The sequence below is a fragment of the Pseudomonas sp. GL-R-26 genome (assembly GCF_019947365.1).
GTDB lineage: Bacteria > Pseudomonadota > Gammaproteobacteria > Pseudomonadales > Pseudomonadaceae > Aquipseudomonas.
In genome coordinates this window covers 1-26,418 of record NZ_JAGYGI010000024.1, presented here as the reverse complement: position 1 = coordinate 26,418, position 26,418 = coordinate 1, and the positions used below count along the sequence as shown (strand labels likewise).

Sequence of the window (26,418 nt, the reverse complement as noted above, 5' to 3'; positions counted from 1 at the left end):
CGGTACAGCCAGCTTCGATCTATCTATCAGTCAGTGACAATCCGCGAATGCTTGCGGGTGTCTTTCATGGTGACGTACACCAGCAACGACACGGCAATACACGCGGTCACGTACCAGTAGTAACCCGTTTCCATGCCGATGCTCTTGAACCACAACGCGATGTATTCAGCGGTGCCGCCGAAGATCGAGACGGTCAGTGCATACGGCAGGCCCACGCCCAGGGCGCGGATTTCGGTCGGGAACAGTTCGGCTTTTACCACCGCATTGATCGAGGTGTAGCCGCTGACGATGATCAGCGCCGCCATGATCAGGAAGAACGCGCCCCACCAGGTCTGGATGGTGTGCAGGGTGGTGAGGATCGGCACGGTGAACAGTGTCCCGAGGATGCCGAAGGCAATCAGGATCGGCCGGCGACCGATCTTGTCCGACAGCCCGCCGATGATCGGTTGCAGGCACATGAACAGGAACAGCGTGGCAGCGGAAATGGTGGTGGAGTCGGAGATGCTCATGCCGACGGTGTTCACCAGGTATTTCTGCATGTAGGTGGTGTAGGTGTAGAACGCCAGGGTACCGCCCATGGTCAGGCCGACCACGGTCATCAGTTCCTTGGGGTGACGCATCAAGGTGCGCATCGCGCTTTCCTTGGCTTTTTCTTTCTTGGTGAAGGACTCGGTCTCTTCCATACCGCGACGCAGGTACAACGCAACCACGGCACACAGCGCGCCGATGGCGAACGGGATGCGCCAGCCCCAGGCGTAGAGCTCCTCGGTGGTCAGGAAGTTCTGCAGGACAATCAGCACCGCCAAAGCGATGAGCTGGCCGGAGATCAGGGTCACGTACTGGAAGCTGGAGTAGAAACCGCGACGCTCCTTGGTTGCCATCTCGCTGAGGTAAGTGGCGGAGGTGCCGTATTCGCCACCCACCGACAGGCCTTGCAGCAAGCGCGCGAACACCAGCAGGATCGGCGCGCCGATGCCGATGACTTCATAGCTTGGGCTCAGCGCGATCAGCAGCGAGCCGAAGCACATCAGGTACACCGAGGCCATAAGGGCTTTTTTGCGCCCGACTTTGTCGGCATACAGACCCATCAGCCAGCCACCGATCGGACGCATCAGGAAGCCCACGGCGAAGATCGCGGCGGTGTTGAGCAGTTGGGCGGTGGTGTCGCCTTTGGGGAAGAAGGTCTTGGCGAAGTACAGGGAGAAGGCGGCGTAGACGTACCAGTCGTACCACTCGACCATGTTGCCGACAGAACCGCTGAAAATCGATTTGATGCGACTGGCGGTGGTTCTTTCTTTAGCCGGCGTGGCAGCCGACCCAAGGGGCAGGGCGTTGGAGTTATCCATTGAAGGATCCTTCATTTAATTGTTTTTGTGGAGCGCGATTAAACGCAGCCTGCCAGGGCTATAGCAGGAGCTGTGCCAACGGGGAGAGGGCCGGTTTAGAGGGGGGAGGGTGTTTCAGTGCGCGGAAATCCGCTCATATGCGGCGGGTGGTGAGCGGAAAATTGCTTATCGGGAGTGGGTGCATTGCCTTTGCCGGCCCCATCGCGAGCAATCTCGCTCACACAATGTTCGGCGCACACAGATCCCCTGTGGGAGCGAGCTTGCTCGCGATGGGGCCAGAACGGGCACTGCGAAACTCAGTTTTCTTGCAGGAACATCTCTCGGCTCAACCCATGCCGCTGCATCTTTTCATTGAAGGTCCGGCGCGGCAGTTGCAGTTCTTCGAGCACCGCTTTCACATCGCCCTTGTGCCGGGTCAGTGCCGCACGCAGGCATTGCGCCTCGAACGCTTCCTGCTGAGCCGCCAGTGACTGGCCGGGCTCGATGCCCAAGGGCTCCGGCTCACCGAGCCCCAATACCTGACGCTCGGCGACGTTCGCCAGTTCGCGCACGTTGCCCGGCCAGTCGTGGCTCAACAGGTGACTCAACTGCGCGCCGCTCAACGGTGGAAATTTGCGTCCCAGGCGTTCGGCGGCGTTTTGGGCAAAGGATTCGAACAGCAAGGGTATGTCTTCGCGGCGTTCGCGCAAGGGTGGCAGGCGTAGTTCAGCGACGTTCAAACGATAAGCCAGGTCTTCACGAAAACGTCCGGCCCGCGCTTCGTCGAGCAGGTCCGGCTTGGTCGCGGCAATGATGCGCAAATCCACGCGGATGCTCTGGTTCGAGCCCAGCCGTTCAAGCTTTTGCTCCTGCAATACCCGCAGCAATTTCACTTGCTGGGCCAACGGCATGCTTTCGATTTCATCGAGAAACAGCGTGCCGCCGTCGGCGTACTCGAGTTTGCCGATGCGCTTGCCGGACGCCCCAGTGAACGCGCCGCTCTCGTGACCGAACAACTCGGCCTCGAACAATTGCTCGGGGATGGCGGCGCAGTTGAGTGCGACAAAGGGCTTGTCGGCCCGCGGCCCGAAGTCGTGCAGGCAACGCGCGACCAGTTCCTTGCCGCTACCGGTTTCGCCGCGAATCAGCACGTTGACCGGCAGTGCTGCCAGGTCCAAAACCTGTCGACGCAGGGTCTGCAAACCCCGGGACACGCCGAGCAGCGTGGCGTCCAGCTTGGCGCGGTTGTCCGCCTGCTCGTGCAACGCGCGGTTTTCCAGCACCAGCCGGCGTTTGTCGAGGGCGCGGCGCAGGCTGCCGAGCAGGGTTTCCGGGCTGAAGGGTTTTTCGAGGAAATCGTAGGCGCCGTCGCGCATGGCCTCGACGGCCATCGGCACATCGCCGTGACCGGTCAGCAGGATCACCGGCAAATCGGCATCCCGGCGTTGCACCTCGGCCAGCAGTTCCAGGCCGGTCATGCCGGGCATGCGCACGTCGCTGAGAATCACCCCGGCAAAATGCCTGGGCAACTGCGCCAGGCACTCGTCGGCGCGGCTGAACAACTGCACCTCGAAACCCGACAGGCTCAACCATTGCTCGACGGCACTGCGGATGCTGCTTTCGTCGTCGACCACGATCACTGAGTTCAGCATGGTTCATGCACCTCCAGGTCGATGGGCAAGGTCACGGTGAACACGGCGCCTTTGTCATGATTGTCGGCACTCAGGCGCCCGCCGGATTCGTGAACGATGGCAAAGGATACGGCCAAACCGATCCCCAGGCCGTCGCCCACCGGTTTGGTGGTGAAGAACGGATCGAAGACCTTGGACAGGTTCTCTTCGGCGATGCCGCCACCGTTGTCGATCACGCTCAGGCGCCACAATTGTTCGTCGGCTTCGAGGCGAATTTCCAGGCGTTTGCAGGGTTTATCCTGCATCGCATCGAGGGCATTGCGCAGCAGATTGATCAGTACCTGTTCCAGGCGGATCGCATCGCCACGCACCCAGGCCGGGCGGGTCAGGTGCAGCACGGTACTGACCTGTTCATCGCGCAGCCGGGTGTCGAGCAGTTGCAGCGACTGGTCCACCACCGCCGCAAGGTCCAGGCGTTCGCGCAAACCGCTGGGGCTTTTGCGGGCGAAGGTTTTCAGATGGCCGGTGAGGGCGGCCATACGCGTGAGCATTTCATCCACTGGTTTGAGCGCTTTGTAGGCGTCGTCGACCCGGCCGTGGTCGAGCAGCAGGCGCAAGGTCGCCAGCTGCATGCGCTGGGCGGTTAGCGGTTGATTGATCTCGTGAGCCAGCGCCGCCGACATTTGGCCAAGCGCGGCGAGTTTGGCCGATTGCACCAGGCCCTCCTGGGCGGTGCGCAGGTCGCGGGTACGCTCTTCTACAAGCTGCTCAAGTTCTTCGCGACTGCGCTGACGCAGTTTGGCCAGGCGCCAGCGCTGGTTGAGAAACAGCAGCAGGAACACCAGGGTCAGCCATAGCCCGGCTGCGGCGAGGGCGGCGTTTCGGCTGTCTTCGAAGGCGACTTGCGGGCGCCGCAGCAGGTGCAGGGTCCAGCCCTCGCTATTCAGTGGCAGGGATTCCCACAGGTAATCCGCCTTGCCGTCGGGGCCGTCGACCCGAGCCAGGTCACTGTTGTCGTCGAAGCGTCGCAACGATTGAAACTCAAGCGGCGTCAGCGGCTGCTTGTCGTACTGGCGGGTGGCCTTGAGTTCGGCATGATCACTGTCGCTCAGCGGCTTGAGCAGGCGATAGCGCCAGCCCGGCTGGTTGGCGATGAATATGATCCCGCGCGCGTCGCTGACCAACAGGGTGTCGCTGCCCTGGCGCCACTCGCGCTCCAGTTCGGGGAACTCCAGTTTCACCACCATGGCGCCGAGGAACTGGCTGTCGTCATCGCTGACCGCGCTGGAGAGGAAGTAGCCGGGAATTCCGCTGGTCACCCCCACGGCGTAAAAGCGCCCGGTGCCCTGGGTGCGGGTCTGGTTGAAATAGGGACGGAAACCGTAGTTGTGGCCGACATAACTGCTGGGCAAACGCCAGTTGCTCGCCGCTACGGCCAGACCGGTACGATCGAGCAGTTCAAGGGTCGAGGATTGAGCGGCGCCGTTGATCTTTTCCAGTTTGCGGTTCAGCGCATCCTGCTGCTCGGGACTCACCACCCCCTTGAGCGCCGAGCGCAGCTCCGGGTCCAGCGCCAGCACGGCGGGCAGGGCGCGGTAACGTTCGATCAGGGTATGCAGGGACGTGGCATACAGCGCCAGTTGTTGATTGGCGCGCGCCGCGTCTTCGACCATTGACTGGCGCACGGTGTGGCGCATGGCCAGGGTGGCGGCGATGGCGGCACCGGCAATGATCAATAAGGTGTAGAGCGCCAGGCGCAGGGGTCGGGAGGTCGTCAACATGCAGTGAACAACAGGCCAAAATGGGGGAAGGCACCATAGCATGCGAAGGGCGGTCTGCTCTCGCTGGAGTACAGTTATCCGGCCGAAAAAAAACCGGTCTGTCGTTGCCGACAAACCGGTTTTTTCAGCGGAGCTGAGTGCCGTTTATTGCACTTCTACCGCCAGGCTTTCACTGATCTTTTTCTGCCAGATGGCAGGACCTGTGATGTGTACCGACTCGCCCTTGCTGTCGACCGCAACGGTCACAGGCATGTCTTTTACGTCGAACTCGTAGATCGCTTCCATGCCCAGTTCGGCGAAAGCTACCACGCGGGATTTCTTGATCGCTTGCGCCACCAGGTAAGCCGCGCCGCCGACAGCCATCAGATAAACGGCTTTGTGGTCCTTGATCGCTTCGATCGCGGTAGGGCCGCGCTCGGATTTGCCGATCATGCCCAGCAGGCCAGTCTGCTCGAGGATCTGACGGGTGAACTTGTCCATCCGCGTCGCGGTGGTAGGGCCTGCGGGGCCAACCACTTCTTCGCGCACCGGATCAACCGGGCCGACGTAGTAGATGAAGCGACCCTTGAGGTCCACCGGCAGGGTTTCACCCTTGTTCAGCATCTCGACCATGCGCTTGTGCGCAGCGTCGCGACCGGTGAGCATCTTGCCGTTGAGCAGGACGGTTTCGCCCGGCTTCCAGCTCTGCACTTCTTCCGGGGTCAGGGTGTCGAGGTTGACGCGACGGGCCGACGGGCCGGCTTCCCAGACGATTTCCGGGTAGGCGTCCAAAGGTGGCGCTTCCTGGGCAACCGGGCCGGAACCGTCGAGCACAAAGTGCGTGTGACGGGTGGCAGCGCAGTTTGGGATCATGCACACCGGCAGCGAGGCTGCGTGGGTCGGGTAGTCCATGATCTTCACGTCGAGCACGGTGGTCAGGCCACCGAGACCCTGGGCGCCGATGCCCAGTTGGTTGACCTTCTCGAACAGTTCCAGGCGCATTTCTTCAATGCGATTCTGTGGGCCACGGGCTTTGAGCTCGTGAATGTCGATGGATTCCATCAACACTTCCTTGGCCATCACTGCGGCTTTCTCGGCGGTGCCGCCGATGCCAATGCCGAGCATGCCTGGTGGGCACCAGCCGGCGCCCATTTCCGGGACGGTCTTCAGCACCCAGTCGACGATTGAGTCGGACGGGTTGAGCATGGCCATCTTCGACTTGTTCTCGGATCCGCCGCCCTTGGCCGCCACGTCCACTTCCACGGTGTTACCCGGAACGATGGAGTAGTGGATGACTGCCGGGGTGTTGTCCTTGGTGTTCTTGCGAGCGCCCGCCGGGTCGGCGAGGATCGAAGCACGCAGGACGTTTTCCGGCAGGTTGTAGGCGCGACGTACGCCCTCGTTGATCATGTCGTCCACGCTGATGGTGGCGCCATCCCAACGCACGTCCATGCCCACGCGGACAAACACGGTCACGATGCCGGTGTCCTGGCAGATCGGACGATGGCCGGTGGCGCACATGCGCGAGTTGATCAGGATCTGTGCCATCGAGTCGCGGGCCGCTGGCGATTCTTCGCGCAGGTAGGCCTCGTGCATCGCCTGGATGAAATCCACGGGATGGTAGTAGGAAATGAACTGCAGGGCGTCGGCAACGCTCTGAATCAGGTCGTCTTGCTTGATCACGGTCATGAGTCGCGCTCCTCTAAAAGACGGGAACATTCTGTAGGGCAGCTTCAAGCCATAAGCGGCAAGCGACAAGCTGAAGCAGCACTCGGACTGCTCTGAACTTGTCGCTTGGAGCTTGAGGCTTGTAGCTGACCTCAAGGTCATAAGGCACGCCGGGCAAGCTGGCGCGACGCTAAAAAGGCGCGGCAGTATACCGCGCCTCGCGCACAGGCACACGCGCCGGCAGTCAATCGTTGGTCGCATAGAAGCAGCTACAAGCGGCAAGTTTGAAGCTGCAAGAGGAGTGCGTGGCTTTTGTGGCGAGGGGGCTTGCCCCCGTTCGGTTGCGAAGCAGCCGCAAAACCGGTGAAAACAATCCGCCTGACACAACGACCTGTCTGTTACCGGGACTGCTTCGCAGTCCAACGGGGCGATGCGGCGGTCCGACAAGCCCCCTCGCCACAGGGTCGTGCAAGGCTCAGCCCGTCGATCCCGAAAATTGAATGGTCATTTATCGGTCACGCCACTAAAGTGATATGCGGTCTGTAGAGTAGGACGCTCTGTCAGTCTCCTTTCATCTGGTGAGTCAACGATTGACCCATAACGCCATCCAGCGCCTGTTGCTCAAACGTTTCGCCCTCGCGGCCGGCACCTATGCCCTGGCATTGCTGTTGCTGTGGCTGGCGTTTTTTACCGGTCACTACGATGCACCGCTTTCCAGTGTCGCCATCGGCAGCGCACTGGTGGTGATCAGCCAGGCCATCCTGTTCGCGGTGTTCTACAGTGGCTGCAACCTGCGCTTCGCCGACCCCAGTCTGACCGAGGCACAAGTGTTGCTGGGGCTGGGCTGGCAAACCTGGCTGATCGCCCATCTGGACGAAGCTCGGGGCGTGTTCCTGGTGTTTTACGTGCTGATCCTGCTGTTCGGCCTGTTCCATCTGTCACGCCGGTCTTTAGTACGATGCGCGCTGCTGGTGTTTTTCAGTTTCAGTGCGATCACGCTGTGGGAGGGCTACCACTTCCAGCTGCCTGACCCGGCCATGGCGGTGTTGCAGGTCTGTGTGCTGTTCATCGTGCTGGTGTGGCTGGTGCTGTATGCCCGCTATGTGCAGGCTTCGCGACAGCGTATGCGCCAGCGGCGTTTTGCCTTGCAGGCGCACCAGGACACGTTGCGCGGGATGATGCGCCAGCTCGAAGACCTGGTGGCCACCGACGAGCTCACGGGCCTGTTCAATCGCCGGCATTTCCTGCGCCTGGCTTCCCGCGAATTGAACGCCATGGACGCCGGTGTCGTGCATGGCCTGGCGCTGATTGACCTCGACCATTTCAAGCGCATCAACGACCTGCACGGCCATGCCGCCGGCGATCAGGTGCTGCAAGCCTTTGCCGGCGTTGCCAACGCGTGCCTGCGCGATGGCGATGTTCTGGCCCGCTACGGCGGCGAAGAGTTCGTGGTGCTGCTGCCCGATTGTGATGCCGCCAGTCTGACTTCGTGCTGCGAACGGCTGCGGATCGCATTTACCGATGTCGAGCTGATTGGTCTGAATGTGCGTAACCTCAGCCTGTCCGCCGGTATGACCCTGCTGGAACTGGGCGACGACCTCGATGACGCCCTGCAACGGGCCGATCAGGCGCTCTATCGCGCCAAGCGTGACGGCCGCAACCGGTGCGCGGCAGCGTGGGAGAACGTCGATGCCTGAGCTGCGGGTCGGTGAGCGCCACTGGTCGGTGACGGCGGGCAGCAATCTGCTCGACGTGCTGAACCAGAACGGCGTGCCAGTGCCTTACAGTTGCCGCGCCGGCAGTTGCCATGCGTGCCTGGTGCAATGTGTGCGGGGGTTACCGAGCGACAGCCGCCCCGATGCCCTGAGTGCACAGCAGCGTGAACAGGGCTGGCGGCTGGCGTGCCAGTGCCAGGTGATCGAGGACTTGCAGGTGCACGCCTTCGACCCGCAAACCGATGGCCATCCGGCCGAAGTCGCAGCGATCGATTGGCTGAGTACCACGGTACTGCGCTTGCGGGTAATCCCCCAGCGACCGTTGCGCTACAGCGCCGGCCAGCATCTGGTGTTGTGGGCGGGCAGCGTGGCGCGCCCGTATTCTCTCGCCAGCCTGCCGCAGGAAGACCGTTTTCTGGAGTTTCATCTCGATTGCCGCAAGCCCGGGGAATTCAGCAATGCCGCCAGGCAATTGCGCATTGGCGATCCGATCCGTCTCGGCGAACTGCGCGGCGGTGCCTTGCATTACGACCCTGACTGGCACGCCCGGCCGTTGTGGTTGATGGCGGCCGGCACCGGGTTGGGGCCGTTGTTTGGTGTATTGCGCGAAGCGCTGCGTCAGGATCACCAGGGGGCCATCCGCGTCATCCACCTCGCCCATGATGCCGATGAGCACTACCTGGCCAAACCCCTGCAAGCCATGGCCGCCAGCCGTCCGAACCTGAGTGTCGAATTGTGGACCCCGGCCGAGTTGCCAGCGGCTTTGGCGCAACTGCGGCTTGTTTCCCGGCAAACCCTGGCCTTACTCTGCGGAGCCCCCGACAGTGTCGACGCCTTTGCCCGGCGCCTGTACCTGGCGGGATTGCCGCGCAATCAACTGCTGGCCGATGTGTTCCTGCCCCGTGGTTGAGCGCTGACTTTTCAGACGCGAGACCTGCCATGACCGATGCCATCGAAGTTGAACGCGAACGCGGCCTGTTGACCCTGCGCCTGAATCGCCCGGACAAGAAAAACGCCCTGACCCGCGCCATGTACAGCGACCTGGCCGAGGCGTTGAAACAGGCCGATAGCGACCCCGGGATCAACGCCGTGCTGATCACCGGTTCTGCCGAATGCTTCACCGCCGGCAACGACATCGCCGATTTCATCCAGCAACCGCCGAGCGGCCTCGACAGCCCGGTATTCCAGTTCATGCTCAACCTGCTCGAATGCCGCAAACCGGTGGTCGCCGCCGTGGCCGGAGCGGCGGTGGGCATTGGCACGACGATGTTGCTGCATTGCGACCTGGTCTACGTTAGCCGCGACGCACGCCTGCGCATGCCGTTCGTCAACCTTGGTCTATGCCCCGAGTTTGGTTCCAGCCTGATCCTGCCGCGCCTGCTCGGACAGGCCAAAGCGGCGGAGTTGTTGCTGCTCGGTGAAGGGTTCAATGGAGAACAGGCGGCCGCGTGGGGCATTGCGTCCGAAGCGCTGGGCAGTGGCGAAGAAGCTTTGGCCAAGGCGCGGGAGATGGCGCTGCGCTTCGAGTCGCTGCCGCCGGAAGCGGTGCGCATCAGCAAGCAATTGATGAAGGCGCCGGACCGGGAACTGTTGCGCAAGGTGATTGAGGAGGAGGGGGCGTTGTTTACCCAGCGGCTGCGTTCGCCGGAAGCGTTGGCGGCGTTGACGGGGTTTATCAAACGACACTGAGTCTTCGCTGACTGGGCCGGCCCATCGCGAGCCTGCTCGCGAAGGCGGCAGTTCAGCCAGTACAAATTCAAAATCAGAATGCAAAAAGCCCCGTCATTCACATGGCGGGGCTTTTGTTTTTCAGCGCTCTGTCACTCATTCATTGATGTAACTCGACGGTAGGAGCCCAGTTTACCGTTAGTCGGAACTGTCATTTCTATCAGCTAGTTCTCAGCAAGGGTAAAGACTTAAGTTTTGTACTCGCTAATTTTTACGTGCCAAGGAGTGTTATCAAATGAGCGAGTTAGAAATTCCAACAATTTTGAAACCTCGAGATGGAGCTACAACTACTGTAGATCCGGACATCGAAATCAAATGCACGCCGGGTGCCAAAGTGATGATTTACGGATTGTCGAGTTTGACTGAGTGCACAATCGGTAGTGATGGTTTGTGGAAAGGGCGGCCAGCTCGAAGTCTGGTGCCGAAAAAGCATACCTTCCATGCAGTGCATGTGACTGACGATGACAAATCGAAACCATCCCCCGATGTTACTTTCACGGCATCAAATCATTGAAGCAAAAAGCCCCGCCATTCACATGGCGGGGCTTTTGTTTTTCAGCAACCGGTCACTCAGACCATCGGGTCGCCAACGTGCAGGATCTTCATGCCGTTGGTGCCGCCGGTGGTGTGGTAGCTGTCGCCTTTGGTCAGGATGACCCAGTCGCCTTTCTGTACTACGCCGCGCTTGACCAGCTCGTCGATTGCCTTCTGGCTGACTTCGTTCGGCGCCAGCGAAGCCGGGTCGAACGGGATGGTGTACACGCCACGGAACATTGCCGCGCGAGCCTGGGCTTCGCGGTGTGGGGTGAACGCGTAGATCGGCACCGAGGAGCGAATGCGCGACATGATCAGCGGGGTGTAGCCACTTTCGGTCAGGGCAATGATCGCCTTCACGCCCGGGAAGTGGTTGGCGGTGTACATGGTCGCCAAGGCAATGCTCTCGTCGCAGCGGGCGAATTCCTTGCCGATGCGGTGGCTGGAGGTCTTGCTGGTCGGGTGCTTTTCGGCGCCGACGCAGATACGCGCCATGGCCTGAACGGCTTCCAGTGGGTACAGGCCAGCAGCACTTTCAGCCGAGAGCATTACGGCGTCGGTGTAGTCGAGCACGGCGTTGGCTACGTCGGACACTTCGGCGCGGGTCGGCATCGGGTTCTGGATCATCGACTCCATCATCTGGGTCGCGACGATCACTGCCTTGTTGTGGCGGCGTGCGTGCAGAATGATTTTCTTCTGGATACCCACCAGCTCGGCGTCGCCGATTTCCACGCCCAGGTCACCACGGGCAACCATCACCGCGTCGGACGCCTTGATCAGGCCGTCGAGGGTTTCGTCGTCGGCCACGGCTTCGGCTCGTTCGATCTTCGCCACCAACCAGGCAGTACCGCCGGCTTCGTCGCGCAGCTGACGGGCGTATTCCATGTCGGCGGCGTCACGCGGGAAGGAGACCGCGAGGTAGTCGACTTCCATTTCCGCGGCGAGCTTGATGTCGGCCTTGTCTTTTTCAGTCAGGGCCGGAGCTGTCAGGCCGCCACCGCGACGGTTGATGCCTTTATGGTCGGACAGCGGGCCGCCGATGGTCACGGTGCAGTTCAGTTCGGTGGCCGTGGCGGTATCGACGCGCATCACCACGCGACCGTCGTCGAGCAGCAGCTCGTCGCCCACGCCGCAGTCCTTGACCAGGTCCGGGTAGTCGATGCCGACCACTTGCTGGTTGCCTTCGGTCAGAGGATGACTGGTGGAGAAGGTGAATTGATCACCGATCTTCAGCTCGATCTTCTTGTTGGCGAACTTGGCGATACGGATTTTCGGGCCTTGCAGGTCGCCCAGCAGGGCGACGAAGCGACCGTGCTTGGCGGCGAGCTCACGCACCAGCTTCGCGCGAGCCTTGTGCTCGTCGGGAGTGCCGTGGGAGAAGTTCAGGCGGGCGACGTCCAGGCCAGCCAGAATCAGCTGTTCGAGAACTTCCGGCGAGTTACTGGCCGGGCCAAGGGTGGCGACGATTTTGGTACGACGGACGGACATGCAAAGACTCCTGAGTTCAAGCGCTGAGTGAGGCTACTATGCTCCGAAGTTGTAGTCATTGTTCGTTTGCACTACTTATTTCTTTCTTTATTGAACCCTGCAACTTTGCGTCCCGGCAGCCTGAAGATTTCCGACCATGGGTCGATACAGCGTTCAAGACAGGAGATTTCCCCATGCGTTTCGTTCTCATTGCCGCCCTTGCCGTCAGCGCCCTCAGCGTCACCGGTTGTACCCGTTGGGCGATGAACCACCATTTGAATAACGCCTACAGTGCCTATGACCGGGGCAATTGCGAGCAGGTGATGCTCGAGCTGTCCAAGGTCGAACGCGACAGCCGCGCGCGGCCATATGTGTGGCCGGAAGTGTCGATGATGCGCGGCCTGTGCCTGGAGCGGCAGAAGATGTACATCGATGCGGTTCAAACCTATCAGTTCATCATGGCGTCCTACCCACAGAGCGAATATGCCTATCGCTCCCGTGCCCGCATCGAAACCCTGCAGAGCCTGGGCCACTACCCGACGCGCAGTGCCGCAGCGGCAAAACCGACGCAGTTCTGACGGCCGTAACCCTCTGATCGCTGACTCCCCTACGGTGGTGAGCTATAGTCCAGTGAACCGGTTTTAGAGCGTTGCCTCTGATGAACCGGGGCAACACCTGTGACCGGCACAAGCAGGACTCTGCGCTACAAGGACTGGCGCACCGGAAGCGGGGAGAGCGGGCAAGACTTATGCATACCCGTTCCGAAGCAGTAGTGCGGCTCTGCTTAAGGGCCTTGCATAGCGAAATTGCACATGTTCACCGACCGCCGAATCGAGCGGCATCAACTGCCGTACTTCCTGAAAGTGTTCAACGGCATCACCGGCAAACCCATCGGCTACCTGGGCAATGTCTCCGAAGACGGGCTGATGCTAATCAGCCAGTTGCCGATGATGATCGGCGCGGACTTCAACCTGCGCCTGAAAATTCCCGCCAGCGAGGGTGGCCTGCGGATCATCGACCTGCAGGCCTATTGCCTGTGGTGCCACGAAGACGCGACCCCCCGACATTACGACGCCGGATTCAGCCTGCAACGGGCGCCACCGGAATATGGGCAACTGGTGGAGGCATTGAAGCAGTACTTCAGCTTTCTGCCGTTGCCGGCTTCAGCCTGAAGAACAAAAGAGCGCTATCTGCAGCAATTCCGGGAATTCAGGTTTCCTCTAAGAGTTGCTGCAGCTTGCGACTTTTTGATCCCTTGATTTTTACAATCGTAGCTAGCACTCGCTAGCGATTGCCCACCTGCAAGAACTCCCGATGCAAGATCAGCATTGCCTGACGTCGTGACCTTTCGTCCAGTTACATTCGATAGATTCGAAATCTGGGTATTACAACGTTCTGTTTTATGCCGTTTTAATATTAATTACTGTCATTTTTGACAGTGGTTTTTCATTGTCTCAGTGAGCTATGTTTCGTGCGCAGTCTTTCATTTGATATTTTTTAGGAGATAGTGAAATGAGTGGCGAAAAAGAAGTTGTGGCGAAAAAACCAGGAACCTCGGAAACGGAAAAGCTTCCTGGGGTTTTTTGGGATGGCGTTGAGGTTTTAACTTATCACCATCAGCATGTGCGTGTTTCTGAGTTGAAGGGTGAAATTCGCTATCAATTTAAATTGAGTGGTTCTCGAGTGTTGTTGAGGACTGTGGATTATATGTTGACTACTAGGCCGACTGGGACGAACTGGAAAAGGGCAAATATAAATTTTGAGCTCAGAAGCCTTGATTCTCAACGTGTGAACTCCCCCGATACAATGCAGCAGGACACGCAGCGGCATCCATATAATGCAGAGGCTAGCGTCAACTTTTCAGCGGCGAACGGCGCGAGTTTCAGAGTTGGGGTTCAGTATGATGGAACTAACAATGATACCAGTGAGACAGACCACTGGGGGCCGTGGAGGGAAATAATTCCGCGGGGGTGAAGTGAGTCGGTACCATTTTTCCGATTAGTGCTTTTTGAGGTTTTAGAGGGTTTCAGTTGTTCAGAAATATAAGAGACAACTGATCATAACTCTGTAGTGGATGGCGGCATATACAAATTGTATCCTTAATCGTGTAGGCTGTGCGTATGCCTATGTGAAATGTGCTGCCATCAGTTTTTTTAATGTCTGGTCCATGTGGTCGTTAGATGGAAAGGAGTATTGCGTGGATGATCAGATGCATAATGTGATTAACTAATATTGTCGATTGTGATCGAATGACCGTGGGTGTTATTTTTAACGGATTTAGTGTCGTAGGTTAAAGCTTGAAAACGCTCATAGCGTTCCGTTTTTTTTCCAGCTTAGATAGCGCGTCAACATATCCATGCCCAATTCACGGGGCAGGGCGTCCAGTACCGATACCCCATGAGCGCTTAACCGCTCATGAAGTTCGGCCCGAGCATTCAAATAACTCACTGTGCCGCAATAGTCCAGTGCCTCGGGCAAGGTTTGCACCGGTGTTTCCCGCAAATTGTCGAGCACGTGTTCGCGCAGGCTGGCGACCAGCACCCGATGCTGTTGGTTCAGGCGTTGGACAGCCGTGAGCAGTTCATCATCATCCTCATCGCGCAGGTTGGTCATCAGAACCACCAGCGCCCGGCGTTTCTGCCGGGCGAGCAATTGAGTGATGGCGGCTTGATAGTCGGCGCGGTATTGGCTGCTGTTCAGGTCATAGACCGTGTTGAGTAGGACATTGAGCTGCCCGGTGCCTTTGACAGGGGCGAGGTAGCGCGGTCGTTCACTGGCGAACGTGCATAGGCCGACCGCGTCGCCCTCGCGTAACGCGACGTAACTTAGTAACAGGCAAGCATTGAGCGCGTGTTCGAAATGCGCCAACTCACCGTCGTGGCTGCGCATGCGGCGGCCGCAGTCGAGCATGAAAATGATTTGTTGGTCGCGTTCGTCCTGATACTCCCGGGCAATCGGTGTGCGTTGTCGAGCGGTGGCTTTCCAGTCGATCTGGCGCAGGCTGTCGCCCTCGCGAAATTCGCGCAATTGATGGAATTCCAGGCCCAGCCCCCGGCGTTGTTGCTGGCGCACGCCGAGTTGACTCAGCCAGTTATCCACAGCCAATAGTTGACCGCCGTAGAGGCGGGCGAAGTCGGGGTAGACGCGGGTGTGATCGGTCAGATTCAGCAAGCGTTTGTCGGACCACAGGCCCAATGGGCCGGGGAAGTTGACTTCGCAGTGCTCGAAGCTGAAATGACCGCGTTTGAGCGGACGCAGGCGATAAGCAATAAAGTTTTGCTGGCCGGGTTGCAGTGCCATCGTCAATGGCAGGTTTTCGAAGCACAGGCCCGACGGCACGTGGTCGAACACTTGTATGTCAAGCGGTTGTGGGAAGTCGAGTTCGACCGTCAATCGCACTTCGCTCCAGCGACCCAGCGCCAAGCTGCCGGGTATCTGTCGTGTAACGCGTGGGGAGGGCCGTTGTTTGAGGCGGATGGCGTCGAGCAGGGCCAGGGCCAGCAGCGCCAGCAGCAAGCCCCAGTTGATCCGCGACACATACGCCGGCAACGCGACATCCAGAGCCTGCAACGCGCCCAGCACGATGCTAATGGCCAGCAGTACACCCAACCAGAGCATCAGCAGGCGGGTTGGTTTCACAAGCGCGGCGCCGGCACTTGGTCGAGCATCTGCTGGAGCACCTGATCGACATCCAGGCCCTCGATGTCCAGCTCCGGCGCAATGCGCACGCGATGGCGCAGCACAGCCAGGGCGCAACCCTTGATGTCATCCGGAATCACGAACTCACTGCCGCGCAGCAGCGCACGGGCCCGGGCACATCGCACCAATGCGATGGATGCGCGTGGGCCGGCACCGAGGATCAAACCGGGCCAGTTGCGGGTGGAGCGGGCCAGGCGCACGGCGTAATCGAGCACCTGATCGTCCAGTGTCAGGTCGCTGGCGATGCGTTGCAGGGCCAGTACATCCCTGGCCTGCAACAACGTGCGCATCGGCTGGACATCAAGCATGTCGGCGCGAGTCGAGCGGCTGACCTGACGCACCATGTCCAGCTCTTGCCCGGCGTCGGGGTAATCCATGCGCACCTTGAGCATGAAACGGTCCAGTTCAGCCTCCGGCAAGGGGTACGTGCCTTCCTGTTCGATCGGGTTTTGCGTGGCGAGCACCATGAACGGTTGCGCAATCGGCAATGGCTGGCCTTCGAGGGTGACTTGCCGTTCCTGCATGGCTTCGAGCAGCGCGGCCTGGGTTTTCGCCGGAGCACGATTGATCTCGTCCGCCAGCAGCAGGTTGGTGAACAATGGCCCCTTGCGCAGTTTGAATTTCTCGGTCTGCAAGTCATACACGGCATGCCCGGTGACGTCGCTGGGCATCAGGTCAGGGGTGAACTGGATGCGCGCGAACTCACCGCCGAAGCAGCGGGCGAGGGCGCGTACCAACAGGGTCTTGCCCAAACCCGGCACGCCTTCGAGCAACACGTGGCCGCCGGCGATCAGTGCCGTCAGGACGTCGTCGATCACGCTGTCCTGGCCAATCACTGCTTTTTGCAGTTCCTTGCGTACGGCCTGGGCCAGATGGCCGGCACGCTGACGCTGTTGAGCTGCGTGGCTCGGTGCGTCGGGCTCGATCGGTTGACTCATAGGGCGTTCCTCAAGGATTGCAGGTGGGCGACCTGACGGCTGAATTCAACGCTGGAAAGCCGTTGTTTCGGTCGCGGGCTCATGGCCTGGCTGATGGCGCGTGTGGGTTGGCCGGTCAGGCGCGCGAGCACCAGCCATTGTTCGGCAACGCCGAGTTGTTCAAAACCGGGATGGCGGCGCCGCACGCGCCGCAGGATGTCTTGCTGCAAGGCTTGCAGCAGGCCGGCCTGACCGTTGCGGCGCAACAGGAAGTCGGCACTGGCACGCAGGTGCTCCTGCAATTGCCGGCGCGCTTTCGGCGCCGGTTCCAGCAGTGGCCCCTGACGCACGCCAAAGTGCCAGAAACCCAGGCCGATCAAGGCGAATAGCGCGACCAGCGCTTGGGGGAAGTAACGCAGCAACAAGGTCAGCAGGCTGTCGTGACCGATGTTGAATATCAGGGTCACGCGGGTGTCGGCGGTCAGGTACCAGAGTAGCCAGGCGTTGTCGTATCGGTCGATGGCCGGGGTTTTCCACAGGTCGGCATCGGTGACCACGATGATCGAACCGAGCCCGTGGTCGAGTTGCATCATGTGGGTGGCCCTGGCGCTGTTGGCCCAGGCCAGGGCGAGGTTTTTCGGGTCTTCGAGATGGAACGCGGTATCGAAACCGGCATAGGCCGGGGCGTCCTCGTCCTCCAGATAGAGCTTGGTCAGTAGCGGGTACGGATCTTCACCGACACCCGGCGGTGGGTCCTTGAGGTCTTTGCTCAGGGACTGGTGCAGTTCCACCCGGTCGAGCAGAAGGTCATTGCTATGGCCGAGTTTTTCATCCCACAGCGACTCGGCGACGAACAGAAGCCGCCCGCCGGCCCGAGTCCAGTTCATCAGCTGGTCGATCTGCCGTGGGGTCATGTTGCCGCGTTCCCCGAGCAACAGCAGGCTGTGTTGACGCGGGTCGAGGCTGGGCAGGATATCGAGGCCGTTGGCGTGGCCGACGTTCAGGCCCTGCTTGTGCAGGAACAACTCCGCCGCCAGATAAGGGTTGGCATTGGCTTCGGGGGAGGGACCGTGGTCGATTTCGGTCTGGTAGGGGGTCGCCTTGAGGTACAGAGAAACGCACAGAGCAGCCAGCAACACGGCAACCAACGCACCGGCTATCGAGCCCCAGCGCCGACTCAACGGACAGCCTCCGGGCCGAACAGAACACGCCAACCGTTACACAGTTCCTGCTGCACCTGAGCGGGCGGCAGGCGATGCCCGTAGGCCATGTTTTGCCAGTGCCCGGTCAGGTTTTGGCTATAGGCCAGCAAGGCCGGCTGCTGCAGTAGCTCGACACGCTGAAGCACCTGGCCCTCGGTGTCGGCGGACTTGAGCGCGATGTTGAAGTCGTGCAACAGACGGCTGAGCAGGGCGCGATAAAGCAAGCCGAGCGCTTCGCGCGGGTGGGCCTGCCAGAGGCTTTCGGCGTGGGCGGCGATGTCGGCGGGCAGGGACTCGGGCTTGAGATCCAGGCCGAACGCCTGCTGCGGTAACGGTCCCGTGGCTTTGTTGACGGGGATCGGTCGGCGGCTGACGAACGCCTGCAACCAGTCGCGATAGCGCCAGATCAACAGGCCGATGGCGCCAATGACGATGCCCCACAGCACGATTTCAATCAGGGTCGCCAATGCCCCGAAGCCTTGCCCCTCAAACAGTTTCAGCAGGGCCTTCAACCATTGCGGCGTCTTGCCATCGTCCACGGCTTCAGCACTCGGTTGCTCTTCGCCAAAGCGGTAGCGTGTCACCGTTTCCCGGTTCTTGAAGGGCGGCTGGTCAAGGATCGACTTGATGCTGTCCCTGGAGGCCTGGCTGGTCAGGGGTTGGCTCAGTAGGCGCGGGCTGTCGGGTGAAATGGCCGGTTCGGCGGCCCACGCGCTGTGGGTGGTCGGCACTAGCATAATCGCGGCCATCAACAAAACTGCGCCTGCACTGACGAGGCGTTGGCGCATTCGGCGGAACACCAGTTCGATATCCCAGGCCTCCAGTACGGTGCGCCGGTTCAGGTAAAGACTGAAACCGCAGGCGACATAGATCGGTTCCCAGACCACCAGCACCAGTGCATAAAAGGCGTTGGTCAGGTGTTCCAGCCAACGCCAGTCCTGGGTGGCCGCCGAGATCAGCGACTGCCAGCTCCAGTCGAGCGCGACCTGTTGTGGCAGCAGCAGATAGAACAACACCATCAAGCCGATCCACAACGTGCCTTCCAGGTGTGCGCCGATGATCGTCAGCCAGCGTGCGGCGCCGGCTTCTCGCTGCAACAGCACCTGTAGGCGCTGTTGCCGTTGCTGCCCGTTGAGTCCTTCGAGTTGCACCACTGGCATCAGGAAACTGCGGGGCAAACTCAGGCGTCGCCAGGTCAGGCTGGCCAGTAATTGTGGTTTGAGCCGGCGTGGCCATTGGTGCAGCGCCTGCTTGAGCGTGGGCGTTTCACCGAACATGGCCTGGGACAGGATGTATAAGGGCAGGCGTTCGAACGCCGGCTTCAGCCACCAGAAAATGAACACGGCGAGTGAAGGCGAATCCCAGAGGATCCAACTGAGCAGCGCGAAAACCGGCAAGGTGACCAAGGCCCAACTGGTCATCAACAAACGTCGATGGCGTTGGCTCAGGAGCACCCCGAGGTCCATGGCTTCCCAGGTCGAACGCGGGCGAATCACCACCGTGGCGTCACTCAGGCGCATGGCGGCGACGTCCGGCGAACACGAGATAAACCACCACCAGCAGCCAGAGCGCAGCGCCGACCAGATATTTGGTCTGGTGCGAAGGGCCGGTCATTGACGACCAATAGGCTTCGATAAACGCCGCAATCAACAGAAACAGCATGACCCCGCAAATCAGCAGTACGCTCTTGCGCGCCGCCAATCGCAAGGCCTCGGCCCGTGGCAGGCGCCCCGGGGCGACCAAGGCCCAGCCCAGCTTCAGACCGGCGGCTCCGGCCAGGGCGATGGCGCTGAGTTCGAAAGCGCCATGGCCGATCACGAATGACCAAAAGGTTTGCCCGTAGCCGACGTAGGTCAGGTGCCCGGCCACCGCCCCGATCATCAGGCCGTTGAAAATCAGGAAAAACACAGTGCCCAACCCAAACAGCAAACCGCTGGCGAAGGTCTGAAAGGCAATGCCGATGTTGTGCATGATGTAGTAGCCGAACATCGCCCAGTCCTCACTGGCGGCCCGTTCCGTCGTGCGCCCGAGGTGACCGGCAACGGGGTCGTACATGCTTTGCATCTCGCTGACCTGCTCGGCGGGGATCAGGTTGTAGATCAGCTCCGGGTACAGGTAAACCAGCAGCGCGAAACCGGCCAGGCTGCCAAAGAACATCAGGCTGGCGGCGAGGACAAAACGCCACTGTTCGCGCACCAGTCGTGGAAAGTCAGCCAGGATGAACGCCAGCACATTGGCCCCCAAACGGCTGCGATGACGGTAAAGCTGTTGGTGTCCGCGCAGCACTTGTTGCTGCAAGGTGTCGATCAGAAAACTGCTGTAGCCACGCTCCTGTGCCAGTGCCAGATGTTGGCAAAGGCGTCGGTAGTCCTTCGGGAAACTGCCGGCGTCGGTGGCCTTGGCGTCCCGCTCCAACTGTTCGAGCAGGTGGGCGAAATGGTCCCATTCGGCCTTGTGCCGGCTTTCAAAAAGGCTTTGCTTCATGTCGGCCCCAACAAGCCGCGGGCGATGCCGTTGATCTCGGTCACCGCCTGCGGGGGCTGGACTTGCAAGGGTTGGGCGAGAATGGAAGCCAGTTCATTGACCCGCGCTTCGGAGAGTTCACCTTGGCGCTCGGCAAACCCGAGGATGGCCCGTTGCTCGGTGAGTGTCAGGACAAAGGCCGGGCGGCGGGGCCGGGCTTCAGGGAGCTGGGGGCGGGTGTGCGGTCGTTCGCGGTAGATCACCAGGGTCCCGGCGGCGATATCGCCGAGGCGCTTGAAGTGTGGATGTTGCAGGCAACTGATGGCCCCTAGGAAGTAACCGAAAGGCAGCAGGTCGACAACGCGCAGCAGGTTGCGCAGCAGTGACGCGGACCAGCCGACCGGAGTGCCATCGTCGTGCACCACCCGCAAGCCCATCCATTGCTTGCCCGGCGAGCGGCCGTGGTTCAGCACCTCGAACAGCACCATGTACCACCAGCTCACCACGAAAAGCAGGATCGAGCCGAGCCCGGCTCCCAGTTTGCCGAGCATCGCCAGCACAATGAACAGCACGCCCAGGACCAGGCCGCGTAAACCAAGATCGATGGAGAATGCCAGCGCACGGACCATCAACCCGGCCGGGCGCAGTGGCAGATCGACGCCCTCCGGCGTTTCGACCTGGTACCGCGTATCCAGCGGCGGTGACAGCGGTGCATTCCCTGGCAGTGCTGTGGTCTCGAGCATGGGCAACCTGACGATGTGGCCTGGATCGGGATTGTGTATCCATTCGATGCTAGCAGCCTATGCGGGGGGAAACGACATAACTATGTATTGCATGGTGAGTCGCGCAAGGTGCTTGAATGACAAGACTACTGGCCGGGGCGGGAGGTGAACGCCTAGACTTTGCCGATCTTCAGTTCAGGAATCGCCCGTGACCTCCATCTTCTGGTACGACTACGAAACCACTGGCATCAACCCCCGTTGCGATCGTCCGTTGCAAATGGCCGGCCTGCGCACTGACTTCGATCTCAATGAAATCGACGAGCCGGTCAATCTTTACTGCCAGCCCAGTGATGACATCCTGCCGCATCCGGCTGCCTGCACGATCACAGGGATCACCCCCGGGCAACTGCAGGCGCTAGGCTTGAGCGAAGCCGATTTCATGACCCGGGTGCATGCCCAACTCGCGGCGCCCGGTACCTGTGGCGCGGGGTATAACACCTTGCGTTTCGATGACGAGATGACCCGCTACAGCCTGTACCGAAACTTTTTCGACCCCTATGCGCGGGAGTGGCAGGGCGGCAACAGCCGCTGGGACCTGATCGATGTGGTGCGCGCCGCCTATGCCTTGCGCCCCGATGGCCTGGTCTGGCCGACCGATGACGAGGGGCGGGTCACGCTCAAGCTCGAATGCCTGACCGCTGCCAATGGCATCGATCATGGCAATGCCCACGAAGCGCTGTCGGACGTTCGCGCAACGATCGCCCTGGCGCGCCTGATACGGGAAAAACAACCGAAGTTGTACGACTGGCTGTTTCAACTGCGCAGCAAACAGAAAGTCATGGACCAGATTCGCCTGCTGCAACCGTTGGTACATGTTTCCGGGCGTTTCTCGGCCGCGCGCAACTATGTGGGGGTGGTGTTGCCGCTGGCCTGGCATCCACGCAACAAGAACGCCCTGATTGTCTGTGACCTGCACCTCGATCCCCAGGGCCTGCTCGACCTGGATGCCGAAAGTTTGCGCCAGCGCTTGTATACCCGCCGCGACGAACTGGCCGAAGGCGAGTTGCCGGTACCGTTGAAGCTGATTCACATCAACAAGTGCCCGGTAGTGGCACCGTTGTCGGTACTTCGCCAGGAAGATCAGCAGCGTCTGGGGCTGGATATGGCGCTGTATCAGCAGAGGGTGTCGCAGCTCAAAGACGCTCGGAAAGTTTGGCAGGATAAAATCCTGGCGATTTATGCCCGCGAAGACTTTTCCCGGAGCGAGGATCCTGAGCAGCAGTTATACGATGGCTTTATCGGTGATCGGGATCGGCGATTGTGTGAACAAGTCAGGACCGTTGACCCGATGCAATTGGCACAAGAACAGTGGCCTTTCGATGACGAACGTTTGCCTGAATTGCTGTTTCGATATCGCGCACGCAACTTTCCCGACACGTTGAGTTCCGAAGAGCAAGAACGCTGGCGAATATTCTGTCAGAAACGTTTGTCAGACCCTGAATGGGGTGCACCCAATACCCTTGAAAGTTTTGTAGAAGCCGCGGCCCAATTGAGCGTTAGTGCTACTGCGTTTCAGCAGGGGGTGCTCAGTGAGTGGCAGGATTATGTCCAGGGACTGCGCCAGCGTTTGCGTCTTTGAAATCGAACATGCCAGGGCTTAAATGCCGCGCATAAAAAAAACGCCAGCATTTGCTGGCGTTATTTTTTGTCACGGATCCATCTGCGACAAGCTCTGAGGCTTAGCCCAGCAGGGTAGCCCAGCCTTCCACCACGTCACCGCCCCACTTGGCTTTCCACTCTTTCAGAGTCTTGTGGTTGCCACCTTTGGTTTCGATGACTTCACCGTTGTGCGGGTTTTTGTATTGTTTAACTTTGCGAGCACGCTTGGTGCCGGTAGTTTTCACTGCACCGCCGCGTGGTGCCTTGGTTTTGGATTCTGGATCCAGCAGCGCGATGATGTCACGCAGGGACTTGGAGTATTCGCCCATCAGGGTGCGCAGTTTGCCTTCGAATTCCAGCTCGGTTTGCAGTTTGTCGTCTTGGGACAGGTTCTTCAAACGGGCTTGCAGCTCTTTGATAGCTTCTTCGGTGGCGCGATATTCGTTGATCAAGGACATGGTGACTACCTTATGTTGTACGCTGGATGGCAGGTGACAGTGCGGCAATAATAGTCACGGTGTTTCATCAAGTAAACATTTAAGGCAAGTTTATTTAATTTAATGGCCGGGGTTTTGGCGCGCATTGGTAGTGCAGTTATTAGTGTGGTCCCGGTCTGTCAGATATACATAAATTAACAATTGGCCGGTAGCGCAAGAGCATCTGTGCAAGCAGGCACTGCTGGTGTCCGCCCTGCCGCCCTGACCTTCCGGCAGGGTGAAGCGTCAACAATACTGCAGTTTTGCTGCGCAATCGCTAGAATGACGGCCTTTGCGAAGTTCTGGAGTTTCCCCCTCATGCGCACTTTTCGTCTGGTGATTTCTTGCCCGGACCGTGTTGGCATCGTTGCCAAAGTCAGTAACTTTCTGGCATCACACAACGGCTGGATCACTGAAGCGAGCCATCACTCGGATAATCTCAGTGGCTGGTTCTTCATGCGTCACGAAATCCGTGCCGACTCCCTACCATTTGGTATCGAAGCGTTTCGTGAAGCCTTTGCCCCGATCGCTGAAGAGTTCTCGATGGACTGGCGCATCACCGATACCGAGCAAAAGAAGCGCGTGGTCCTGATGGCCAGCCGCGAGTCGCACTGCCTGGCCGACTTGCTGCACCGCTGGCACAGCGATGAACTGGACTGCGAAATTTCCTGTGTGATTTCCAACCATGATGACTTGCGCAGCATGGTGGAGTGGCACGGTATTCCGTACTACCACGTCCCGGTCAATCCGCAGGACAAGCAGCCAGCCTTCTCCGAGGTTTCGCGCCTGGTCAAACAGCACGACGCCGAAGTGGTGGTGCTTGCCCGCTACATGCAGATCCTGCCGCCCGAGTTGTGCAGCGAATACGCGCACAAGGTCATCAACATTCACCACAGCTTCCTGCCGTCGTTCGTCGGCGCCAAGCCGTACCACCAGGCCTCCCTGCGTGGCGTGAAGCTGATTGGCGCGACTTGCCACTATGTGACCGAAGAGCTGGATGCCGGCCCGATCATCGAGCAGGACGTGGTGCGCGTCAGCCACAGCGACAGCATCGAAGACATGGTGCGTTTCGGCCGTGATGTCGAGAAAATGGTGCTGGCCCGTGGCTTGCGTTATCACCTGGAAGACCGCGTGCTGGTGCACGGCAACAAGACCGTCGTCTTCTGACAGACCTGCGGCACAGTTGAAATTCGAAGGGCCTGGGCGTTCAATCGCTTCAGGCCCTTCGCCGTTTCTGCACCGAGGACATGACCATGGCCGATCCACTGGACAAAGCCACCGCCAAGGCTCCCGCCACGCTGGGCGAGGGTTGCCTGAGCCGCTACGACCCGGATGACATGGGGCCTGAAACCGGTACTGAGTTTCCTGACGCCGCGCAATTGTGGGAACAGTTGCAGCAAGAGCCCGAGGACAAACCTGAGCCTGCCTGAGTTTCATCAACCTCATCAGCAGCGACCGACGAGCAACAGCAGTCCGCGAGTCATGCGGCACGGCTCATACGGTCGTTTTGCAGCGCCAGCCAGTGGGCCTTGGTCATTGGCACTCGTCCGTTGTCGAGCAGGCGCTCAAGGGTTTGCAGCCAGTATCGGCGTGAGAACTCATGGCGCATGTCCACCGGGTGCAGGCCCAGGCGAATCACCGGGGCGTGCTGCCAGCGCTGTTCCCGCCAGTCGCTGACGAGCTTCGATACGCCCCGGCGCAAGGCACTGCGCGCGCTCCAGACCAGCCCCGGCGCCTCGATCGCGATGAAATCCGGTAGCCGGTACAAATGTCGCGAGTCGCTGGTGTAACTCAACGGCAATTGGCGCAGTGCCTGGCGAGTGCCTTGGCTCATCAGCCAGGCCGGGGCGACGAACCCCTCCAGCGGCCAGTCATGGCGGTGGAACATCTCGATGCCCGAACGCAGGCGGGCGAGGGCGGCTTCCTGCGACAAACAGTAAAACTCGCCTTCGTGGGTGTAGACCCGACGCATGAACCAGTCGCGGGGATTGCGGGTCATCGGCCCGTCATCGCAATGGAAATAGCCATGCAGTGCCAGTTCGTCGCCCAAGGCGACCCTGGCACTGAGCTGGCGGCAAAATTGCGGATGGGCGTCCAGATTGTTGTGTTTGTGCAAATCCGGGATCACCAGCCAGGTGATCGGCACGCTACCCAAGGCGTCGACGGCTTTGACGAACGGCTGGTAATCGGCCCAGGTGGGTGGTGCCACGTCGTGCAGTACCAGAAGTAAAGCGGGACTGTTCATGGTCTCAACCATTGGCTGTCAGCGGCCATTGGCTGCCGAGCACGGCGTGATAGTGCTGCAGCAGGCTGTTGACCACCGTATCCCAGGCGTAATGCCTTTCGACATGTAATCGCGCTTGTCGGCCCAGCGCTACGCTGCCCGAACCGAACAGCTCTCGAACGGCAGTGGCCATTGCGGCGGGGTTGTTTGGTGCGCAGAGCACGCCACAGTCATTGGTGACGATTTCCTCGAAGGCCCCGGCCGCCACGGCCACCACCGGTATACCGCTGGCCATGGCTTCGAGTAACACCAGGCCGAAGGTTTCCTGATCGCCAGCGTGGAGCAATGCGTCGGCGCTGGCCATCAGGCGGGCAACTTGTACGGCCGGGCAGAATTCGTCGATCACTGTCACGTTGGACGGCACGGCCGTGGGCATCGACGAGCCAACCAGCAGCAGGTGATAGCGTCGGCCCAGGCGTTTCATGCAGTCGAGCAACACCGGCAGGTTTTTTTCCTTGGAACCGCGCCCGGCGAAGATCAAGAGGCGGGCGTTTTCGTCCAGGCCCAGTTCGGCCCGCAGCCCGGGGTCTCTGGCATCGGGATTGAAAGTTTGCAGGTCGACGCCCAACGGCTGCACGAAGACATTCCTGACCCCAAGTCCGGTAAGTTTGTCGGCCATGATCCGACTGGGCGCCAGGACCCGGTCGAAGTTGCCATAGAGCTTGCTGACATAGGCCTCGACATTGTTGGTCACCCAATGGCCCATGCGGTTGCTGACCAGTAGCGGCAGGTCCGAGTGATAAAAGCCGATGACCGGTACATCGAGTTGCCGCCGTGCATCCAGCGCCGCCCAGGCGGTGAGATAGGGGTCGCCGACTTCGATCAGATCGGGTTGCAAGTCTTTCAGGACATTGCGCCAGGGCGCCAGACGCAGAGGAAAGCGATAGCCCTTGCCGAAGGGCAGGGCAGGGGCGGGAACAGTGAAGATGCCATCCTGCTCGCTCAAGGACGATCCGGGGATCAGCAAACTATGGCGAATGCCCGGCTTGATGCCCAGGCGACGGTGCTTCGCATCCAGATAAGTGCGCACGCCACCGCTGGCAGGGGCGTAGAACATGGTGATGTCCGCGATATGCACGATGAACGATCCTCCGGTCCCGGTACTCCTTTGGTTGACCTATATGAAGGATAGATGTTCGGTTGGGGGTTGTGCGGGTGGGGGCGTCAG

General features: G+C 60.1%; 24 protein-coding genes. 10 read left to right on the top strand and 14 right to left on the bottom strand.

What is annotated here, in order from left to right:
• Positions 1–26: 26 nt before the first annotated feature.
• The 4 genes from KGA96_RS22175 to KGA96_RS22160 all read right to left on the bottom strand — a co-directional run bounded on the left by KGA96_RS22175 (position 27) and on the right by KGA96_RS22160 (position 6,405).
• Complete coding sequence (locus tag KGA96_RS22175) at positions 27–1,346, bottom strand: MFS transporter (RefSeq protein ID WP_046042168.1); 1,320 nt, start codon at positions 1,344–1,346, stop codon at positions 27–29.
• A gap of 296 nt (positions 1,347–1,642) precedes the next feature.
• Positions 1,643–2,977: a sigma-54-dependent transcriptional regulator gene (locus tag KGA96_RS22170; RefSeq protein ID WP_046042169.1), complete on the bottom strand. Its 1,335-nt coding sequence runs from the start codon at positions 2,975–2,977 to the stop codon at positions 1,643–1,645.
• Entirely contained in the window at positions 2,971–4,737 is a 1,767-nt protein-coding gene (locus tag KGA96_RS22165; RefSeq protein ID WP_046042170.1) for an ATP-binding protein, read from the bottom strand. The genes KGA96_RS22170 and KGA96_RS22165 overlap by 7 nt, the downstream gene beginning before the upstream one ends.
• Positions 4,738–4,881: 144 nt before the next feature.
• Positions 4,882–6,405, bottom strand: coding sequence for a fumarate hydratase (locus KGA96_RS22160; RefSeq protein ID WP_223514976.1), 1,524 nt, complete (start codon positions 6,403–6,405; stop codon positions 4,882–4,884).
• A 569-nt stretch (positions 6,406–6,974) separates the two neighbouring features.
• Here KGA96_RS22160 and KGA96_RS22155 point away from each other — a divergent pair.
• The 4 genes from KGA96_RS22155 to KGA96_RS22140 all read left to right on the top strand — a co-directional run bounded on the left by KGA96_RS22155 (position 6,975) and on the right by KGA96_RS22140 (position 10,341).
• Entirely contained in the window at positions 6,975–8,081 is a 1,107-nt protein-coding gene (locus tag KGA96_RS22155) for a GGDEF domain-containing protein (protein ID WP_046042172.1), read from the top strand.
• A complete protein-coding gene (locus KGA96_RS22150) occupies positions 8,074–9,009 on the top strand; it encodes an iron-sulfur-binding ferredoxin reductase (RefSeq protein ID WP_046042173.1) in 936 nt (311 codons plus the stop codon). Before KGA96_RS22155 ends, KGA96_RS22150 begins: the two co-directional genes overlap by 8 nt.
• A gap of 29 nt (positions 9,010–9,038) precedes the next feature.
• Positions 9,039–9,788: an enoyl-CoA hydratase-related protein gene (locus KGA96_RS22145; RefSeq protein WP_046042174.1), complete on the top strand. Its 750-nt coding sequence runs from the start codon at positions 9,039–9,041 to the stop codon at positions 9,786–9,788.
• A gap of 274 nt (positions 9,789–10,062) precedes the next feature.
• On the top strand, positions 10,063–10,341 hold the full coding sequence (locus tag KGA96_RS22140) for a hypothetical protein (protein ID WP_155292762.1): 279 nt from the start codon (positions 10,063–10,065) through the stop codon (positions 10,339–10,341).
• 56 nt (positions 10,342–10,397) lie between these two features.
• Here the strand turns inward: KGA96_RS22140 and pyk are convergent, their stop codons facing one another.
• Positions 10,398–11,849, bottom strand: coding sequence for a pyruvate kinase (gene pyk / locus KGA96_RS22135; protein ID WP_046042175.1), 1,452 nt, complete (start codon positions 11,847–11,849; stop codon positions 10,398–10,400).
• Between the two features lie 173 nt (positions 11,850–12,022).
• Here pyk and KGA96_RS22130 point away from each other — a divergent pair, with 173 nt between their 5' ends.
• From KGA96_RS22130 to KGA96_RS22120, 3 genes are all read left to right on the top strand, one after another.
• Positions 12,023–12,406: a tetratricopeptide repeat protein gene (locus KGA96_RS22130; RefSeq protein ID WP_046042176.1), complete on the top strand. Its 384-nt coding sequence runs from the start codon at positions 12,023–12,025 to the stop codon at positions 12,404–12,406.
• A gap of 234 nt (positions 12,407–12,640) precedes the next feature.
• Positions 12,641–13,000, top strand: coding sequence for a PilZ domain-containing protein (locus KGA96_RS22125; RefSeq protein ID WP_223464880.1), 360 nt, complete (start codon positions 12,641–12,643; stop codon positions 12,998–13,000).
• Positions 13,001–13,340: 340 nt separating this feature from the next.
• Complete coding sequence (locus KGA96_RS22120; RefSeq protein ID WP_223464879.1) at positions 13,341–13,802, top strand: hypothetical protein; 462 nt, start codon at positions 13,341–13,343, stop codon at positions 13,800–13,802.
• A gap of 333 nt (positions 13,803–14,135) precedes the next feature.
• Here the strand turns inward: KGA96_RS22120 and KGA96_RS22115 are convergent, their stop codons facing one another.
• From KGA96_RS22115 to KGA96_RS22090, 6 genes are read right to left on the bottom strand one after another with little or no spacing between them, the layout of a single operon-like run.
• Positions 14,136–15,467, bottom strand: coding sequence for a DUF58 domain-containing protein (locus tag KGA96_RS22115; protein ID WP_223514973.1), 1,332 nt, complete (start codon positions 15,465–15,467; stop codon positions 14,136–14,138).
• On the bottom strand, positions 15,464–16,465 hold the full coding sequence (locus tag KGA96_RS22110) for an AAA family ATPase (RefSeq protein ID WP_223464877.1): 1,002 nt from the start codon (positions 16,463–16,465) through the stop codon (positions 15,464–15,466). The genes KGA96_RS22115 and KGA96_RS22110 overlap by 4 nt, the downstream gene beginning before the upstream one ends.
• Positions 16,462–17,625 (bottom strand): DUF4350 domain-containing protein, encoded by a 1,164-nt coding sequence (locus KGA96_RS22105; RefSeq protein ID WP_223464876.1) that lies wholly within the window; start codon positions 17,623–17,625, stop codon positions 16,462–16,464. Before KGA96_RS22105 ends, KGA96_RS22110 begins: the two co-directional genes overlap by 4 nt.
• Positions 17,622–19,166, bottom strand: coding sequence for a DUF4129 domain-containing protein (locus tag KGA96_RS22100; protein ID WP_223464875.1), 1,545 nt, complete (start codon positions 19,164–19,166; stop codon positions 17,622–17,624). The genes KGA96_RS22105 and KGA96_RS22100 overlap by 4 nt, the downstream gene beginning before the upstream one ends.
• Entirely contained in the window at positions 19,153–20,130 is a 978-nt protein-coding gene (locus KGA96_RS22095) for a stage II sporulation protein M (RefSeq protein ID WP_223514969.1), read from the bottom strand. Before KGA96_RS22095 ends, KGA96_RS22100 begins: the two co-directional genes overlap by 14 nt.
• On the bottom strand, positions 20,127–20,852 hold the full coding sequence (locus KGA96_RS22090) for an RDD family protein (RefSeq protein ID WP_046042185.1): 726 nt from the start codon (positions 20,850–20,852) through the stop codon (positions 20,127–20,129). The genes KGA96_RS22095 and KGA96_RS22090 overlap by 4 nt, the downstream gene beginning before the upstream one ends.
• Before the next feature lie 187 nt (positions 20,853–21,039).
• Between KGA96_RS22090 and sbcB the strand changes: the two genes are divergently transcribed.
• Positions 21,040–22,470, top strand: coding sequence for an exodeoxyribonuclease I (gene sbcB / locus KGA96_RS22085; protein WP_223464872.1), 1,431 nt, complete (start codon positions 21,040–21,042; stop codon positions 22,468–22,470).
• A gap of 100 nt (positions 22,471–22,570) precedes the next feature.
• Here sbcB and mvaT read toward each other — a convergent pair whose 3' ends face one another.
• A complete protein-coding gene (gene mvaT / locus KGA96_RS22080) occupies positions 22,571–22,948 on the bottom strand; it encodes a histone-like nucleoid-structuring protein MvaT (protein ID WP_007933316.1) in 378 nt (125 codons plus the stop codon).
• A gap of 336 nt (positions 22,949–23,284) precedes the next feature.
• Between mvaT and purU the strand changes: the two genes are divergently transcribed.
• Complete coding sequence (gene purU / locus KGA96_RS22075; protein WP_046042188.1) at positions 23,285–24,133, top strand: formyltetrahydrofolate deformylase; 849 nt, start codon at positions 23,285–23,287, stop codon at positions 24,131–24,133.
• An 86-nt stretch (positions 24,134–24,219) separates the two neighbouring features.
• Positions 24,220–24,396: a hypothetical protein gene (locus KGA96_RS22070; RefSeq protein ID WP_185754818.1), complete on the top strand. Its 177-nt coding sequence runs from the start codon at positions 24,220–24,222 to the stop codon at positions 24,394–24,396.
• Positions 24,397–24,446: 50 nt separating this feature from the next.
• Here the strand turns inward: KGA96_RS22070 and KGA96_RS22065 are convergent, their stop codons facing one another.
• Together KGA96_RS22065 and KGA96_RS22060 are read right to left on the bottom strand one after the other, a co-directional pair.
• Entirely contained in the window at positions 24,447–25,223 is a 777-nt protein-coding gene (locus tag KGA96_RS22065) for a DUF2334 domain-containing protein (protein ID WP_223514966.1), read from the bottom strand.
• Positions 25,216–26,328: a glycosyltransferase family 4 protein gene (locus KGA96_RS22060; RefSeq protein WP_046042190.1), complete on the bottom strand. Its 1,113-nt coding sequence runs from the start codon at positions 26,326–26,328 to the stop codon at positions 25,216–25,218. Before KGA96_RS22060 ends, KGA96_RS22065 begins: the two co-directional genes overlap by 8 nt.
• Positions 26,329–26,418 lie beyond the last annotated feature (90 nt).

Excerpts from the sequence above, each read along its gene's own strand:
- KGA96_RS22175 (WP_046042168.1), bottom strand. The coding sequence starts at position 1,346 with ATGGATAACTCCAACGCCCTGCCCCTTGGGTCGGCTGCCACGCCGGCT.
- KGA96_RS22170 (WP_046042169.1), bottom strand. The coding sequence starts at position 2,977 with ATGCTGAACTCAGTGATCGTGGTCGACGACGAAAGCAGCATCCGCAGT.
- KGA96_RS22165 (WP_046042170.1), bottom strand. The coding sequence starts at position 4,737 with ATGTTGACGACCTCCCGACCCCTGCGCCTGGCGCTCTACACCTTATTG.
- KGA96_RS22160 (WP_223514976.1), bottom strand. The coding sequence starts at position 6,405 with ATGACCGTGATCAAGCAAGACGACCTGATTCAGAGCGTTGCCGACGCC.
- KGA96_RS22150 (WP_046042173.1), top strand. The coding sequence starts at position 8,074 with ATGCCTGAGCTGCGGGTCGGTGAGCGCCACTGGTCGGTGACGGCGGGC.
- KGA96_RS22145 (WP_046042174.1), top strand. The coding sequence starts at position 9,039 with ATGACCGATGCCATCGAAGTTGAACGCGAACGCGGCCTGTTGACCCTG.
- KGA96_RS22140 (WP_155292762.1), top strand. The coding sequence starts at position 10,063 with ATGAGCGAGTTAGAAATTCCAACAATTTTGAAACCTCGAGATGGAGCT.
- pyk (WP_046042175.1), bottom strand. The coding sequence starts at position 11,849 with ATGTCCGTCCGTCGTACCAAAATCGTCGCCACCCTTGGCCCGGCCAGT.
- KGA96_RS22130 (WP_046042176.1), top strand. The coding sequence starts at position 12,023 with ATGCGTTTCGTTCTCATTGCCGCCCTTGCCGTCAGCGCCCTCAGCGTC.
- KGA96_RS22125 (WP_223464880.1), top strand. The coding sequence starts at position 12,641 with ATGTTCACCGACCGCCGAATCGAGCGGCATCAACTGCCGTACTTCCTG.
- KGA96_RS22120 (WP_223464879.1), top strand. The coding sequence starts at position 13,341 with ATGAGTGGCGAAAAAGAAGTTGTGGCGAAAAAACCAGGAACCTCGGAA.
- KGA96_RS22110 (WP_223464877.1), bottom strand. The coding sequence starts at position 16,465 with ATGAGTCAACCGATCGAGCCCGACGCACCGAGCCACGCAGCTCAACAG.
- KGA96_RS22100 (WP_223464875.1), bottom strand. The coding sequence starts at position 19,166 with ATGCGCCTGAGTGACGCCACGGTGGTGATTCGCCCGCGTTCGACCTGG.
- KGA96_RS22095 (WP_223514969.1), bottom strand. The coding sequence starts at position 20,130 with ATGAAGCAAAGCCTTTTTGAAAGCCGGCACAAGGCCGAATGGGACCAT.
- KGA96_RS22090 (WP_046042185.1), bottom strand. The coding sequence starts at position 20,852 with ATGCTCGAGACCACAGCACTGCCAGGGAATGCACCGCTGTCACCGCCG.
- mvaT (WP_007933316.1), bottom strand. The coding sequence starts at position 22,948 with ATGTCCTTGATCAACGAATATCGCGCCACCGAAGAAGCTATCAAAGAG.
- purU (WP_046042188.1), top strand. The coding sequence starts at position 23,285 with ATGCGCACTTTTCGTCTGGTGATTTCTTGCCCGGACCGTGTTGGCATC.
- KGA96_RS22070 (WP_185754818.1), top strand. The coding sequence starts at position 24,220 with ATGGCCGATCCACTGGACAAAGCCACCGCCAAGGCTCCCGCCACGCTG.
- KGA96_RS22065 (WP_223514966.1), bottom strand. The coding sequence starts at position 25,223 with ATGGTTGAGACCATGAACAGTCCCGCTTTACTTCTGGTACTGCACGAC.